A 15,999-nucleotide genomic window follows, 5' to 3' on the forward strand; every position below is an offset into this window, starting at 1 on the left:
TTCACCAATAAATTCTATGACTTTGTTACTTGCGGGAGATATCGGGGGTACGAAAACTATTCTGCGATTGGCTGAAACATCCGATTCGCAAATCTTACGGACTATTTATCAACAAACTTACCACAGCGCAGATTTTCCGGATTTAGTACCGATAGTTCAGCAGTTTTTGACTCAAGTTAATACGTCAGTACCAGAAAAAGCTTGTTTTGCCATTGCTGGCCCCATTGTCAAAAATACTGCTAAACTGACGAATTTAGTTTGGTTTCTGGATACCGAACGCTTACAACAAGAATTGGGTATCCCGCGAATTTCTTTAATTAACGACTTCGCCGCCATTGGCTACGGCATTGCTGGTTTAGAAAAACCAGACTTATACGTCTTGCAGCCTGGAAAATTGCAACCAGAAGCCCCCGTTGCCATTATTGGTGCTGGTACAGGCTTGGGGCAAGGATTTTTAATTAAAACGGGAAATTACTATCAAGTTTTTCCTTCAGAAGGCGGACACGCTGATTTTGCTCCCCGTACCGAAATCGAGTTTCAATTGTTGAAATACCTCTTAGATAAACATGATATCCAGCGTGTTTCTGTAGAACGGGTAGTTTCAGGAATGGGCATTGTTTCAATTTACCAGTTTTTACGCGATCGCAAATTTGCCGCCGAATCACCAGACATTGCCCAAATCGTCAGAACTTGGGAACAAGAAGCCGGCAAGGAAGAGAAAAGTGTCGATCCTGGTGCTGCCATTGGTACAGCTGCACTACAAAAACGCGATCGCCTTTCCGAACAAACCTTGGAATTATTCATAGACGCCTACGGCGCAGAAGCCGGGAATCTCGCCCTCAAACTCCTGCCTTACGGTGGCTTATACATTGCTGGTGGAATTGCACCTAAAATCCTGCCATTAATCCAAAACAGCAGTTTTTTATTTAATTTCACCCAAAAAGGTAGAATGCGATCGCTCCTTGAAGAGATACCCGTGTATATTATTCTCAACTCCCAAGTCGGCCTAATAGGTGCTGCTTTATGTGCTGCTAGGTTATAACAGCTAGCATCATCAGTGAGATTAGCATCTCAAAAGGCAAAAAAAATGACAATTAAAAGTCTGTTGCCATTCATCGCCGTCACATTTATCTGTGGTGGTTCAGTTTTAGTGGAAGCGCGTCAACCCAAATCTCCATCGGCTGTTGTCAAACCAACTGCCAAACCAACCGTTTCTCAACCCGTGCAACCAAAATGGAAATTATTCACTCCCCCAGATGGGCGCTTTACTATTTTGATGCCGGGAAACCCCAACAGAGAAACCCAATACCAAAAAACTTACATGGGGGAAATTAACTTAGAAATATTTGTCGCTCAACCACCAAAACAACAAGTAGCATATATAGTTACTTACAACGATTTTCCTTACAGCTATGGAGAAATGTCTGACCCCCAGGCTGTACTCAATGATGCACGGGACATGGCTCTGAAAACTACCCAAAGTAATTTAATTAGTCAAAGAAATATTCGGAGTTCAAATAATCATCCAGGCAAAGAAATTGAGTATATAAATTCTGGAGGAAAAATCACTAAAAGTAGAATGTATGTTGCTGAAGGCAGACTATATCAAGTGATGGCAATCACAACAAAAAAGCAGCAAAAGACATTAGCTAAAACTATTACAGGATATTTAAATTCCTTCCAAATAGTTTTGAAAAAGTGAAGTCAAGGGTACTAGAGGCTGGTGATTGGTGATTGGGTGCCAAATCAAAAAATTCTGGTGATGGCTTTTACACACCACCAGAATTTAAAAAGTTTTTCACAATATAATAGACTTCTCAGAGAAGTGGGGAAAAGGGTAAGGGGTAATGGTTCGACAAGCTCACCAACCGGGGAAAGGGCAAATAAAAACCCTTTTCCCTTTAACCTTTCCCCTTTCCCCCCTCTTGCCAAAGTAACTTTTGCAAGAGGTCAAATATTGAGTGCGATCGCCTCTAGCTGGAAATAGAGACTAGGAACGCGATTAACCCTTATCTGTACAAAGTGTGGAATTTTCCCGTAATTGATTATGTTAGAAACAGAGACTGGGAAAATATTATGAGCGAATTGCAGACGCCATTAGTAACTGACACTTGGATAAAAGCCACTTGGGATGAATATATTGAACTAATAGAAAATCCCGCCTACGAAAAAGCCAAGGGCTACTACCACAATGGATACATGAGGATTGAAATGCCACCAATCGGAAATGACCATGCCAGCGACCATACAATTATTTTATTTGCTGTTAACTTGTTTGCCACCATCAAAGGCATCGCTCTAAATGGCAAGGATAATTGTACCTACCGAAAAACAGGCTTGAATGAAGTTCAACCTGATGTGTCTTACTACATTGGTGAAAATGCTAATGTTATTCCCTACGGAACTTCTATTGTTAACTTAGACATCTATCCAACACCAGATTTAGTAATTGAAGTTGCCAATACTTCCCTTGCTGACGACCTCGGTAACAAACGGTTACTATACGAAGATTTAGGAGTCAAAGAATACTGGATTTTAAATGTCCAAAACGTGGAAATTATGGCTTTTGCCATTGAAAATCAAGGTAGCCGCCGAATTACAGAATCTCAGGTATTGCCAGGATTAGCTATTTCTTTATTAAACGAAGCATTACGGCGAACTCGTCAAATGCCTCACAGTCAAGTTGGTGCTTGGTTATTGAGCCAATTTCAACAATAATCCCCTCACCTAAACTAAATAAATTTAGGTAACTCGATACCTTTGTGCCTTTCTTCGTTAGGTGATTTAAGAGAAAGAAAATACTTGTGTTGGTGAGTTTCTACTTCGCTCAACTCTCGATCTCTCAGTTGGTTTCGACTTCGCTCAACTAACTACGGCGGTATATTTAAGTAGAACAACTTGAAAAACTCAACTATGTGAAGTAATATAAAAAGCTTCAACTAAATAGTTCATAGTCAGGACTTTAGTCCTTATTAGAGGACTAAAGTCCTGACTACAAACCTTTAACTATTTACATTGTTCTACTTATTCCTGTAAATCGCCTTAAAAATTAATTAGGTTTGATTTGTTGCCCTGAGAAATTGAATGTTCCTACAGGCGCGACATTATTTAACAACGGATTAGCATTGAGATTGAAAAGGCGCAGTGTGATAGTCCCTTGTACTGTCTGCGTTTGGGGATTAAAGGTGGCTTGGTAGTCGGCGCGGCCAATGCTACCTGCTCCTGCACTTCCAGGAAAAGCAAAGGTAATAGACCTAGCACTCACTTTAGTTTTGCCATTACACTTCCAAGCGCCTTGTCCGCTAGTAAAGGGATTGAAGACGTTAGTTACACCACCTTGATTGGAGTCCGTGACAAAAAAGTTACCATCTGCGGTCAGTGTTATAACTCCACGAGAGGAGACGCTTTTATCTGCGTTGAAGATTGTTGTTAGATAAGAACCAGTGACGTTAAGGCGACAAGGTACTGTATTTGCTAGAGTTTCGGGTACGGTGAAGTCGTTACTCCTAGCAACGTTAGGACTAGTAAGTAAGGTACTTGCTAAAACTGAACTAAACAAGAAAGTATTGCCAAACCAGATTTTATTCATTATTGGATGAGGTAATTACCTAAATTTGCTGTGGCGAAATGGATTATATAGCGATCGCCCCAATCACCGCATCGAACAAAGATCCAAGTTTTGACTAGGATCTTTGTCCTATATAACTGTTACTTATATTTATTGGCAGGTTAAAATTTTGCTGACGGATGACAAGTGATAGACAGTTTTGCAGGGTTGTTATTTATGCAAAAAAGCGATCGCACAACTAATATCAAATGCGATCGCTCACTTAAAATGCGTTAATTTTACTTAGCTCATGATGTAACTGACTTTTTGCGGCTAGGACGCTTGTACTCCGATTTTTTCTTCAACCCTACTGCTTGGGCTTGGTCGCTATCCAATCCATATTGTCCGCGCACAACTTCTTTCATTGCTAATACCGCATTGTGAAATTCCCATTCTGCTAATCGTGCAGCATCAGCCGCAGCACGGTATAAAGTTTGTTTTTCGGTTTCCGCTTGTTGCTGAGCTAACATAGCTTGATAAGCTTGCTGTAATTTGGTAGCAGAGGCATCAGCACGGTTAGTTTCATAAGTATTGATGGTTTGTAAACCGTGCCATGAACTCACATCTTCACTAATTAATTGAGGGCGCAAACGGCGTGTTGTATTTTGGGTAGTCATATTACCATACTGTTGTCAGTTATGTATTTAATGTACCCATTGCCACTTTAAAGTTATCAGTAAGATGAAAGATTCATAGCAGTTTTCATTTCTATGAAGTAGAGACGTAGCAATGCTACGTCTCTACAGGGTTTTCGGGTAACTGCTGTAATACAACAAAAGTGCAGATTAGTGCAACTTTGTTGCAAGTCGATGCAACAAAGGTGCAAATCAAAGCATCAAAGTTGCAACTCGATGCAACAAAGGTGTAAATCAAAGCATCAAAGTTGCAACTCAATGCAACAAAGGTGTAAATCAAAGCATCAAAGTTGCAACTCGATGCAACAAAGGTGTAAATCAAAGCATTTAGTACATGTAGGGTGCGTTATGGCGTAGCCTAAGCCACCAAAACCTTCAGATGGTGCCGTACCCTCAGCAGTAACGCACTCTACTAGACTATTGAAGTGATATCACTTAATTTGTCGCCAGATATAAATCTTTAAGAGAATAAGTAATGACTTTGATTCTAACCATTCTAAGTATAGTTGCTGGCATGACTCTATATATTGGTTTTTTACACTTGCTAATTGCCTCTGGGCGATTAAAACCTGCACTAAACTTTTGCTTTGGGTTAACTTGCTTGGTGGCTTTTGGTTATATTTTAGCTCTTATAGCCCAATATAAAGCCATAAATGTAGACGATTACATAAATGCCAGAAAAATGCTAACTTCTTTCGGCTATATTTACGGCATTACTACTGCTTGGCTTGTGGCTTTATATACAAATTTTAATTCAGTGCGTTTAATTTTAGTACTCAATAGCCTGTACTTCATCAGCCTGTTAATCAACCAAATTTCTCCTACAGGGATTCTCTACTCTCATATCAGCAACCTATCAAGTATTTCTTTGCCTTGGGGTGAATCGATTCCTCATCCAGAAGGTACACTCAATCCCCTATTAAGTTTCCAAATATTAGCTTTGATTGGTAATAGTGTTTTCTTGTTTTTTGCCTGTTACCTTCAATATCGGCGCGGCGAGAAGCAAGCAGCACTCACTCTCGGAATAAGTTTGGCAATTTTAATCGCAACTGTTCAACACGACCGCCTAGTAGATTTGGGAAAGATCCAATTTGTATACCTGTCTGAGTTTGGATTTATGTCCTTCGTGATCGTTATGAGTCTACGCTTATCCAAAGATTTAATCCAAGCGGTGAAACTACAAGAACAATTGCTAGAAAGCGAACGGCTACGAAAAATTGCTGTGGAAGTCGAGCGAAATCGCCTCGCCCGCGACTTACACGATTCAGTCTCGCAGACATTGTTTACTGTAGCCACCATTGCCGAAGCTTTACCTAGAGTTTGGAAACGCAACCCAGACATAGCCCAACAAGGATTAGAGGAACTCGCCCAACTCACACAAGGGGCGTTAGCAGAGATGCGAAATTTACTAATCGAGTTACGTCCCGATGGTTTAGCAGAGAAAACATTAGGTGAATTAATACAGCAGTTAACCAAGGCAATTTGTGGACGAGCAAGTTTACAGGTAACAACAATTGTAGAAGGCGATTTACCTTTATCTGGTGAGGTAAAGCTTGTCTTCTGCCGGATTACTCAAGAAGCACTGAATAATATTATTAAACATGCCCAAGCTACGCAAGTATCAGTCAGCCTTAACTGCGATTCCCAAAAGGCGATCTTGCGTATCAGCGATAATGGCTGTGGTTTTGACTCCAGACAGATAGCGATACCTTCTGGTCATTTGGGAATAGCAATTATGAAAGAACGAGCTGATTCCATTGGCGCTAATTTCCATTTATCAAGCTACTTAGGAAGGGGGAGTGAGATTTGCCTCAGTTGGTCAATCCCTACCTTGAAAATAGGGAATCAAGAATAGAAAATTGAGAATTGGGAATCAGGTATTAGACTGGGCATAAATAAACTTAACTAGATACAATCGACATTTTCGCTTTTTTATTGCTCAATAGTAAGGTTTTTAGACACATTTACTTTTTGTAATATAGTTCACTTCAATTCAGATAAGCTTGTTTTTCTGCTTTTGCTTACTCTTTCCTCTTCCTTATTCCCTTACTTTTACAGAAGAATTTTCCTAACTGGCCTGATGGCAATATAGTTATATTTATTTAACTTGACTTAATTTAGAAAAGACAAATTATAATTGATGATTGTGAATTTTTATATTATTCGTTAGTAACAAATAAAAATTAAAGATTAAGAATTTTGTATAAAAAATTAACGATGGAATAATAGAAAATAATATCAATGTATTAAAAAAATACTATTAAAAGCCCGGATTTAAACATGGAAACAGATAAATTGGTCAAACCAATTCGGGTCATAACTGTTGACGATCATCAAATCTTGCGGGGAGGTATTAAATTTCTCTTGCTAGCCTTTGATGACATTGAGTTAGTTGGGGAAGCCGGTAATGGAGATGAAGCAGTACGTCTTTGCGAAAACTTGCAACCAGATGTAGTGCTGATGGATTTGATGATGATGGGGATGAATGGGGCAGAAGTAACAAAAGTTATCCGCAAAAAATACCCACAAATTCAGGTTTTAATTTTGACTAGTTTTCTAGACAAGGGGTTGGTACAGAAAGCAATGCAAGCTGGAGCCATCGGCTACTTGCTCAAGGGTGTCTCGATTGATGAGTTAGCGGATGCCATACGTTGTGCTGCCACTGGTAGATCTATTTTGGCAGCAGAGGTGATTCAGGCGTTGTTACAACCGATTCAACCATCATCCCCTCCTGTATATGAACTGAGCAGGCGACAGGCAGAGGTGTTAACACTCCTGGCTTTAGGATTGAGTAATGAAGCGATCGCTCAACGAATGAAATTGAGTCCTTCTACCATTAGACATCATGTCAGTCAGGTACTAAATAAGCTAGGAGCAACCAACCGCACGGAGGCTGCCACTAGGGCGGTGCGAATTGGATGTGTTTAACCGGGTTTTGTGGCTTTAGATAAAGAAAAACTGAAAATTAATTGTAGAGACGTAGCAGTGCTACGTCTCTACTTCTTGCAGAAATCGGGAAAAGGGGAAGGGGAAAGGGGAAAAGGTTTGGTATTATTTTCCCTTTCCCCTTTAACCTTTCCCCTTTCCCCTTTAACCTTTCCCCTTTGATATTAGTGGCAAAAGTCATCCATTCAGGTGAAGGCATACACACATACTAATGCCTAGTATGAAGTAACATTAAGCAACTATGAAGCTTATTATGCGTCTAGTTGTTAGTAAATTTATCAAGATTTCATAGCAAACCTTTAACAACTCCTGATTCTGCACTTGTCCTCTAACTAAAGGCTACTCCCACACAGCAATCATCACAGGCTCTTATTGTATGGCTACGAACATAGAAATTCCAGTTATTGGCAAAGTTAAGTATCCATTACGCTGGCTAATTGGGCTGATGGCGGGGGGCGCTTTGGTTGTGGGTATTGTTGCAAACTTTACTTTGCTAAATCAAGGCACAAACAAAGAAGACATCGAACGCTTAACTGTGCCAGTGTCAGCGCAAAACGTGACGTTACGGATAACGGCTAGCGGGAAAGTCGTACCAGTTCAAAGTGTAAATATTAGTCCCAAGAATCCTGGTGTGCTGTCGCAATTGTACGTGGAACAAGGCGATCGCGTCCAAAAAGGACAAATTCTCGCCCGTATGGATAGCGCCAGCATTGAGGCACAAAAAAGCCAGTATCTTGCTAACTTAGCCCAAAATCAAGCACAGTTAGCCCAAGCCGTTGCTGGTAATCGTCCCCAAGAAATTGCCCAAGCCAGGGCGCGATTAGCCCAAGCCCAAGCCCAGTTAACCCAAGCTCGTGTGGGTAATCGTCCCCAAGAAATTGCCCAAGCTCAAGCCCAAGTAGATGCAGCTCAAGCAAGAGTGAATTACACCACAGAACAAGTCAAGCGTTATCAATATTTATATAAAGAAGGCGCAGAGAGAAAACAATTACTCGATCAAGCCATCAGCGATGACAAAAGCGCCAAAGCCAATTTAGAAGAAGCGAAAAAACGATTCTCCTTAGTCCAAAGCGGTTCTCGCAGTGAAGAAATCGCCCAACGTCAAGCAGCCGTCAATGAAGCCCGCGCCGCATTGGTACTCTTAGAAGATGGCACTCGTCCTGAAGAAATTGCTCAACGCCAAGCAGCTGTGGCATCAGCAGAAGCTCAATTGAAAGGCGTGCAAGTGCAGTTAGAAGATACAATTATTCGCGCTCCCTTTTCGGGAATTGTTACCCAAAAATACGCTAACGTTGGAGCCTTTGTCACCCCCACAACTTCAGCTTCTACCAGTGCTTCAGCAACTTCCAGTTCCATTGTCGCCGTAGCAAAGGGTTTAGAAATATTAGCCCAAGTTCCCGAAGCCGATATTGGCAGAATCAAACCGGGACAGCAAGTGGAAATTGTTGCCGATGCTTATCCAGACCAAGTTTTTAAAGGACGCGTGCGCTTGATTGCCCCCGAAGCAGTGGTGGAACAAGGTGTAACATCCTTCCAGGTGCGAGTTGCTTTGGATACTGGCCTAGATAAACTGCGTTCTGGCTTAAATGTAGATCTGACTTTTTTAGGCGATCGCGTGAATAATGCCTTAGTATTACCAACAGTTTCCATCGTCACCGAAAAAGGTAGAACAGGCGTACTCGTACCAGATGAAAACAATAGACCCCAATTCCGCGAAGTCACCATTGGCGCACAAATCAAAGACCAAACGCAGATTTTAGGAGGAGTAAAACAAGGCGATCGTATTTTTGTCAACCCACCCAAGGATTACAAATTTGAAAAAGCCAAAGAACAGGAGAATCAATAATCTCGAATAGTGACTGGGGACTAAGAGACAAGCTCCTCACCTAACAGTCAACATTTATAATCCAAAATTGATATGAATTTTTTAGAAAGTGTGCAAATGGCAGGGAAAACCCTGTTATCAAATAAGTTGCGTAGTGCCCTGACAATGCTGGGTATTGTTATTGGTAATGCTTCAGTAATTGCCATGATTGGGATTGGTGAAGGTGGGCAAAAATTCGTTCAAAAACAACTAGAATCATTAGGGCCAAATGTGTTGTTTGTGATTCCAGGAAATCGAGAGACTCAACGCATTTCCTTTGAAGTGCCGAAAAATTTGGTGTTGCAAGATGCTGAGGCCATCGCCTCTCAGGTTCCAACAGTCATAGGAGTTGCACCTGAGTTAAATCGAAGGCAAGTAATTACTTATCGCAATCGAAATACTGACGTTAATATTATTGGCACAACTCCCAGTTTTTTATCGGTGCGGGATTTTGAAACTGATAAGGGTAGATTTTTTAGTGAAGTAGATATCAAGCGCAGCAATCAAGTTGTTGTATTAGGTGCAGATTTAGCAGAAAAATTATTTGGTAATAGTAATCCCACTGGTCAGCAATTGCGAATTGGCAATACTAGCTTTCAAGTAATTGGCACATTAATAGCCAAAGGTTCCAGTGTGGGAGCAGATTATGATGAAGCGGCTTTAATACCGATTACAACCTCTGCAAATCGGCTTGTGGGAAAGAATTCTCCCTATGGAATTGCTTTAGATTATCTAGTTGCTGCTGCTCGTGATGGTGATAGCGTAGATGCAGCAGAGTTTCAAATTACGAATTTGCTACGTCTGCGACACAAAATTAATGGTGAAGATGACTTTACAATTCGTACCCAAAAAGATGCTTTGCAAACTGTAGGTCAAATTACAGGTGCATTGACAATTATGTTAGCAGCGATCGCCGGCATATCCTTATTTGTTGGCGGCATTGGTATCATGAATATTATGTTAGTTTCCGTCACCGAACGCACCCAAGAAATTGGATTGAGAAAAGCGATCGGAGCAACCGAGCAAGATATTTTGCTACAGTTCATCATTGAAGCTGTAATTGTTTCTGCTGCTGGCGGTTTAATTGGAACTGCCGTTGGCGTCAGTGGTATTTTGTTAGTGTCAGCCTTAACACCATTAGACGCAGGAATTTCTACGGTGGCCATTGCAACTGCTGTGGGTGTTTCCGGCGGTATTGGTTTATTCTTTGGCGTCGTTCCCGCACGTCGCGCTGCTAAACTCGACCCCATCGTTGCATTAAGAAGCGCTTAATCTTTTCAATTGCTTTGAAATAAACAAATAAATATTTAGTAGATAAATAATCTTTAAAATAAACTATAGCAAACCCAAATAATTTGTGAAATATCACATGTTATGGTTGTTAACAGTCAACAGTCAACAAATTAGCTATTAGGAATTGAATCAAATGGCCAAAGAAATAGAGCGCAAATATTTAGTGATTGGAGATGAATGGAGACATTTAGCTAAAGGTAGTGTCTATCGTCAGGGATATATTCCCACACAAGATAAAGTGACTGTGCGCGTACGTATCGTGGGAGAAAAAGGTTATTTAACAATTAAAGGCCCTACTGTTCAATACTCAAGATTAGAGTTTGAGTATCCCATTCCTGTTGAAGATGCTCAAGAAATGCTTGAGACATTGTGTCAACGTCCATTTATCGAAAAAATTAGATATCAGATACAGTCAGATGGTTTGATTTGGGAAATAGATGAATTTGAAGGTGTTAACAAAGGATTAATATTAGCAGAAGTTGAACTCAGCGACGAAAATCAACAAATTGAACTACCAGCCTGGATAGGAAAAGAAGTTTCTGACGATTCCAGATATTACAACAGTAATTTAGTAAAATATCCTTTTTCACAATGGTAATTAGTTGACAGTTGACTGTTAACTGTCAAAGCCATAATACCAATTGTCTATAAAATTCCCCTAAATAAAATAAATTTAATATAGGAATCAGTATCTGTAGACTGCGTTACGCTGTCGCTAATACCATTTGACTTTATAAATGATAAAAATACAAGCGTAATGGCTTAGGCTACGCCTTCCCACAGGGTACAGCCGTTAGCCCCTACAGGTTATTGTATGTGTATCAATATTTTGGTGAATTGGTATAACGCACCCTACTTAATATTTATTTTATAAATATAGCCCTACTAAATCATTTATGAAAAATATATATCCCTTTCTTATTTCTTACCTTTGCGTCCTTCTCTGACGAGACGCTGCGCGAATGCGTTCTTTGCGGTTCGTTTCCTTATCTTATCTATATTTTTCACTAATCAAATAGCCGCTAAAGATGCTCTTTTAATATAAAATCCTGAATTCTATTAGCGTAGCTCCTTCTGAATTCTGAATTCTGAGTTCTGAATTCTTCTTTCATATCATTTCTTTGTCAGGCTGCGCTCAATTTTCTTAACTTATATTAATAAAATTTTTAACTACCTCTTGTTTTTTAGCACAATCTATGCAAATCTCATAGATATATAATACGGTAAATTGATTGATTTACCGTATTTTTAAGCTAAAAATTGAGTAAGTAAGCTAATAAACTCAAATTTAATTTCTTGAGAGCATGTCTGGAACTGGAGATTGGGGAGCAGAGGAGCAAAGGGGCACAGGGGAAGTTGTAGTAAGTCTTTCCCCTATGCCTGCTATTTCCTCTACACCCCATTTTCTTTTTCCGGGCCAATCCCTAAAATTGAGGAGATAAATCGTGAGTACAAATTTATCTGAGTCAGGCAGTTCTAGCACTTTTTCCCAACTGAATTTAGAGGCTGATGTTCTAGTTATTGGGGGCGGGCCATCAGCTACTTGGGCGGCTTGGAATGCTGCTGTCCAAGGAGCAAAAGTCATACTAGTAGATAAAGGCTATTGCGGTACTAGTGGAGCGACAGCACCTTCTGGTACTGGTGTTTGGTATGTACCTCCCGATCCACAACAACGAGAAGAGGCGATGGCTAGCCGGGAAGCTTTAGGAGGTTTTTTGTCAGAACGCTCTTGGATGGAGCGTGTATTGGATCAAACTTATACAAATCTGAATCAACTATCAGACTGGGGCTATCCATTTCCTGTGGACGATCGAGGTCGTCCCCATCGGCGATCGCTCCAGCAAGCTCATGATTACATGCGCCTGATGCGTAAAAAAATCACCAAAGCAGGCGTGAAAATACTCGACCACAGTCCGGCTTTAGAATTACTGGTAGATGCAGCAGGGGCAGTTGCCGGAGCGCGGGGCATTTGTCGCCAAACAGGCGAACGCTGGCAAGTGAAGTCTGGAGCAGTGGTAATTGCTACTGGTGGTTGTGCCTTCCTGAGTAAAGCTTTAGGCTGTAACGTCCTCACTGGAGATGGTTATTTGATGGCGGCGGAAGCTGGTGCCGAAATGTCAGGGATGGAATTTTCCAATGCTTACGCTTTATCACCGGCTTTTTCCTCAGTTACCAAAGGAGCTTATTATCGTTGGGCAACCTTTTACTACGAAGATGGTACAGAAATAGAAGGTGCTGGTTCCCAAAGAGGGCGATCGATTATTGCCCGTACCCTACTCACCCAACCGGTTTATGCCCGTTTGGACAAAGCAACTCCTGAAATTGAAGCTATGTTGCGGACTATCCAACATAACTTCTTATTGCCATTCGATCGCATGGGTATTAATCCCTTCACCCAACTTTTTCCTGTGACTCTGCGTTTGGAGGGAACAGTACGCGGTACGGGTGGAATCCGGATTGTTGATTATACCTGCGCTACCAGCGTACCCGGACTTTATGCTGCTGGTGATGCTGCAACACGAGAATTAATTTGTGGTGGCTTTACTGGTGGTGGAAGCCATAACGCTGCTTGGGCAACCTCTTCAGGATATTGGGCAGGTGAAGCCGCAGCAAACTACGCCCGCGAACTAGGAACCAAAGCCAATCAACGTTCCGTAAGAGGACTGGGAGAAGTTGGCATAGCTTCTCAAAACAGTAGCAAAGGGAAGGGCAAATAAAAACCTTTTTCCCTTTACCCCCTCTTGCACAAGTAACTTTTGCACTCTTACTCCATGAGCTGCGCTCACAAGGAACAATAAAAATCAATATTCTCATGCCCAATGCCCTATTTTTAAGGCAGGTCTAATATGACTTACGCAAGTTTGCTTGTTGAGACTAGGTGTCAGGATTTTGAACACTCACATCATATCCGCCTAATCACTTATCAACAGGAGAGAAAAAATTTTGTTCTCATTAATCAAATTAAGAGTTTTTAATTATAGCATTGATTTTTAATCATTTGAAAATTGATAACTATTGCCGCAATAATAATTATTAATTTTTTAAGCAATAAAATAGGCTAATTAATAATTGCAATATTCTGAACTTACCAATTTATTAATTTATTAAGGAGATTTTCAAATTTAGTTATTATCAATACTACATTATGAGATTAATTAACTGTAACCTAAATAATCAGGATGAAGGCAAGCAAAGATTTTTTTAACTTTTGATTCAGGCTCAAAAGCTATCCATAAGGTATTTTGATTGGTTTTATTTTATTTAATCAGACCAAAAAAAGCTGGAATCATTGATACTAAACTTCTTCATTGCTTTCATGCTTAATAAATTTCACCTTTAGAAAAAGATTACGCATATTAAATTAACGGGCTAGTGAGATTTTTGCTAGTAAAAATCAGTAAAGCTTATTTAATATTTAAGTCTAACTAAGCAAGCTCATATAGGTTGTCTCAAAAAGGTGAATTTGCAACACACCGAATATTACTGGAGAAAAACCAATGTTCTTTGGACAATTTGAAAGAGAATGTTTATATGGAGAAATTTGGTCAGTTTGGCAAACAACCAAATTACCAGAACATCTACAGATGTTGGCAGATCAAGAGCAGATAAAATACGATATCTGGGAATTGCCAAGCCAAAACCCTGACGGTGAGACTACTCCCGCCAGTGGCAATGGCGCTTCTAATACAACAAAGCAAAAGTAAAACTGAGTAAGCACTTAAAATTATCCCTTTGTCTCCCTTATCTTCCTTATCTTCCTTGTCCCCCTTATTTCCGCATCTCCCCCTCCCCCTCACACACTGCAAACCTATTCCGCATCACATAGCAAGAGAAGGAATCAATAACGATGCCACAGCTGTTTGAACCATTCAGGATTCGTGAAGTTACTTTTCGCAATCGCATCGCTGTTTCACCGATGTGTCAATATTCAAGTACAAATGGATATGCCAACGATTGGCATATGATACATTTGGCTTCTCGTGCAGTTGGCGGTGCAGGTATAGTGCTAACAGAAGCAGCAGCTGTAGAACCACGTGGACGCATCAGCCCACAAGATTTGGGCATTTGGTCAGATTCACACATCCAAACTTTAGCTAGGATTGTGGGATTGATTCACAACTTTGGAGCGGTTGCAGGTATCCAACTTGCTCATGCAGGCAGAAAGGCTAGCACCGCCAAACCGAGTAAGGGAGGAAAAGTACTCGATGAATCTCAGGAAGGTTGGCGTCCCTTGGTTTCCAGCAGTGCGATCGCTTTTAGCAAAGATAGCCCTGTACCTGAAGCCCTAACTATTGAAGGAATTAAAGAAGTTATTGACGCCTTTATCCAAGCTGCTAAACGTTCTCTGCAAGCTGGCTTCAAAGTTGTTGAAATCCACGCAGCCCACGGTTACCTAATACACCAGTTTCTCTCACCCCTTTCTAACCACCGTGAAGATGATTATGGTGGTAGCTTTGAAAACCGTACTCGTTTGTTAATAGAAGTCGTTAAAGGAATCCGAGAGGTTTGGCCTCAAACACATCCACTTTGGGTACGGATTTCTGCCACTGACTGGGTAGACAAGGGTTGGGATATTGAGCAAAGTATCGCTTTAAGTGACAAACTTAAGTCTCTGGGAGTCGATCTCATCGATACTTCATCAGGAGGCATCATACCGGGGATTAACATCCCAGTCAAACCTGGTTATCAAACTCAATTTGCCGAACGCATCCGCCGTGAAGCTAATATCTACACGGGAGCCGTAGGGTTAATTACATCTCCAGAACAAGCTGACGAACTGATTCGTACAGAATCAGCTGATGTAGTCCTGTTGGGACGTGAATTACTCCGCAATCCTTACTGGCCACATCTGGCCGCCAAAAAACTCGGACACGATAAACTTTGGCCTATCCAATACGACCGTGCTTGGCTGTAATGGGGCATTGGGCATTGGGCATTGGGTATTGAAAGCAGACAAGGGACACAAGATAGCAATCTTAGGACTTACGCAAGGAATATTTTGTCATTGCGACTGGAACATAGTGTAGGGAAGCAATCCCAGCGTTAACGCGTATTACTTCACTATCCTTTGTGATGACGAAATTACGTTATTTTTGCGTAAGTCCTCAATCTTTCTCCCTCATCTTCCCATGCCCAATACCCAACCTTAATAAATAATCTGGCTGCGTAATACCAATTTAATGGAAAGCTGCACTAAATGAGTAACTCTCTATTCTTTGCCCTCTTGGCGTACTTGGCGGTAGCCCCTGTCTTACCGCTTTGCGTCTACGTTTCATATTCTGTGCATCGCAGATTATCAAGATGGTATCTTGCACCTGACATTACCTAAAACTGAGCAAGAAAAGAACAAATTTGTCAAAATTAACCTCTAATCAGCTTTGTTAAATTGCTTGCGATCGCCACTTGTTAACTTAAATAAGCAAAACTTATTTTTAATATAAGTTTTACCATCTTTACAAAACTTGATTAAATTACGTAAAGCGATGTAAATTATATTCACAGGCGAAAACAAACCGCCTACTTGATTTGTTCAAAAACGCAATCATAAAACAATGACAGCAACCATTCAACAGCGCCAAAGCGCCAACGTATGGGGTCGCTTCGCCAACTGGATAACCAGCACCAACAACCGCTTATACATAGGTTGGTTCGGC

12 protein-coding genes and 2 pseudogenes are annotated in these 15,999 nt (G+C 40.8%); 12 read left to right on the top strand and 2 right to left on the bottom strand.

Annotated features, from left to right (window positions below; all coding sequences use genetic code 11):
* The first annotated feature begins 16 nt into the window (after positions 1-16).
* The 3 genes from GNE10_RS05255 (at position 17) to GNE10_RS05265 (ending at position 2,718) form a co-directional block, all read left to right on the top strand.
* A complete protein-coding gene (locus tag GNE10_RS05255) occupies positions 17-1,042 on the top strand; it encodes a glucokinase (protein WP_185563967.1) in 1,026 nt (341 codons plus the stop codon).
* A 45-nt stretch (positions 1,043-1,087) separates the two neighbouring features.
* Positions 1,088-1,702, top strand: coding sequence for a hypothetical protein (locus GNE10_RS05260; protein WP_185563968.1), 615 nt, complete (start codon positions 1,088-1,090; stop codon positions 1,700-1,702).
* Positions 1,703-2,076: 374 nt separating this feature from the next.
* Positions 2,077-2,718, top strand: a complete 642-nt coding sequence (locus GNE10_RS05265) for a Uma2 family endonuclease (protein WP_185563969.1) — start codon at positions 2,077-2,079, stop codon at positions 2,716-2,718.
* 331 nt (positions 2,719-3,049) lie between these two features.
* On the opposite strand, the gene GNE10_RS05270 is transcribed toward GNE10_RS05265, so the two are convergent.
* A complete protein-coding gene (locus GNE10_RS05270) occupies positions 3,050-3,589 on the bottom strand; it encodes a hypothetical protein (RefSeq protein WP_185563970.1) in 540 nt (179 codons plus the stop codon).
* Between the two features lie 266 nt (positions 3,590-3,855).
* Positions 3,856-4,224, bottom strand: a complete 369-nt coding sequence (locus GNE10_RS05275; RefSeq protein WP_185563971.1) for a hypothetical protein — start codon at positions 4,222-4,224, stop codon at positions 3,856-3,858.
* A gap of 493 nt (positions 4,225-4,717) precedes the next feature.
* On the opposite strand from GNE10_RS05275, the gene GNE10_RS05280 reads away from it, so the two are divergent.
* From GNE10_RS05280 to GNE10_RS35770, 9 genes and pseudogenes are all read left to right on the top strand, one after another.
* On the top strand, positions 4,718-6,097 hold the full coding sequence (locus GNE10_RS05280; RefSeq protein ID WP_185563972.1) for a sensor histidine kinase: 1,380 nt from the start codon (positions 4,718-4,720) through the stop codon (positions 6,095-6,097).
* A gap of 425 nt (positions 6,098-6,522) precedes the next feature.
* Positions 6,523-7,170, top strand: coding sequence for a response regulator transcription factor (locus GNE10_RS05285; protein WP_221642735.1), 648 nt, complete (start codon positions 6,523-6,525; stop codon positions 7,168-7,170).
* Positions 7,171-7,564: 394 nt separating this feature from the next.
* Positions 7,565-9,034 (top strand): efflux RND transporter periplasmic adaptor subunit, encoded by a 1,470-nt coding sequence (locus GNE10_RS05290; protein WP_185563973.1) that lies wholly within the window; start codon positions 7,565-7,567, stop codon positions 9,032-9,034.
* 72 nt (positions 9,035-9,106) lie between these two features.
* Positions 9,107-10,324 (top strand): ABC transporter permease, encoded by a 1,218-nt coding sequence (locus GNE10_RS05295; RefSeq protein ID WP_185563974.1) that lies wholly within the window; start codon positions 9,107-9,109, stop codon positions 10,322-10,324.
* Between the two features lie 154 nt (positions 10,325-10,478).
* Positions 10,479-10,943: a CYTH domain-containing protein gene (locus GNE10_RS05300; protein ID WP_185563975.1), complete on the top strand. Its 465-nt coding sequence runs from the start codon at positions 10,479-10,481 to the stop codon at positions 10,941-10,943.
* An 847-nt stretch (positions 10,944-11,790) separates the two neighbouring features.
* Positions 11,791-13,032, top strand: a pseudogene (locus GNE10_RS05305) (FAD-dependent oxidoreductase); the annotation flags it as partial.
* An 810-nt stretch (positions 13,033-13,842) separates the two neighbouring features.
* Positions 13,843-14,049, top strand: a complete 207-nt coding sequence (locus GNE10_RS05310; RefSeq protein ID WP_185563977.1) for a hypothetical protein — start codon at positions 13,843-13,845, stop codon at positions 14,047-14,049.
* 143 nt (positions 14,050-14,192) lie between these two features.
* Positions 14,193-15,260: an NADPH dehydrogenase NamA gene (namA, locus tag GNE10_RS05315; protein WP_185563978.1), complete on the top strand. Its 1,068-nt coding sequence runs from the start codon at positions 14,193-14,195 to the stop codon at positions 15,258-15,260.
* A gap of 373 nt (positions 15,261-15,633) precedes the next feature.
* Positions 15,634-15,717 (top strand): annotated as a pseudogene (locus GNE10_RS35770) (Hsp20/alpha crystallin family protein); the annotation flags it as partial.
* Positions 15,718-15,999: the final 282 nt, after the last annotated feature.

This window comes from Nostoc sp. 2RC, from assembly GCF_014222165.1.
Taxonomy (GTDB): domain Bacteria; phylum Cyanobacteriota; class Cyanobacteriia; order Cyanobacteriales; family Nostocaceae; genus Nostoc; species Nostoc linckia.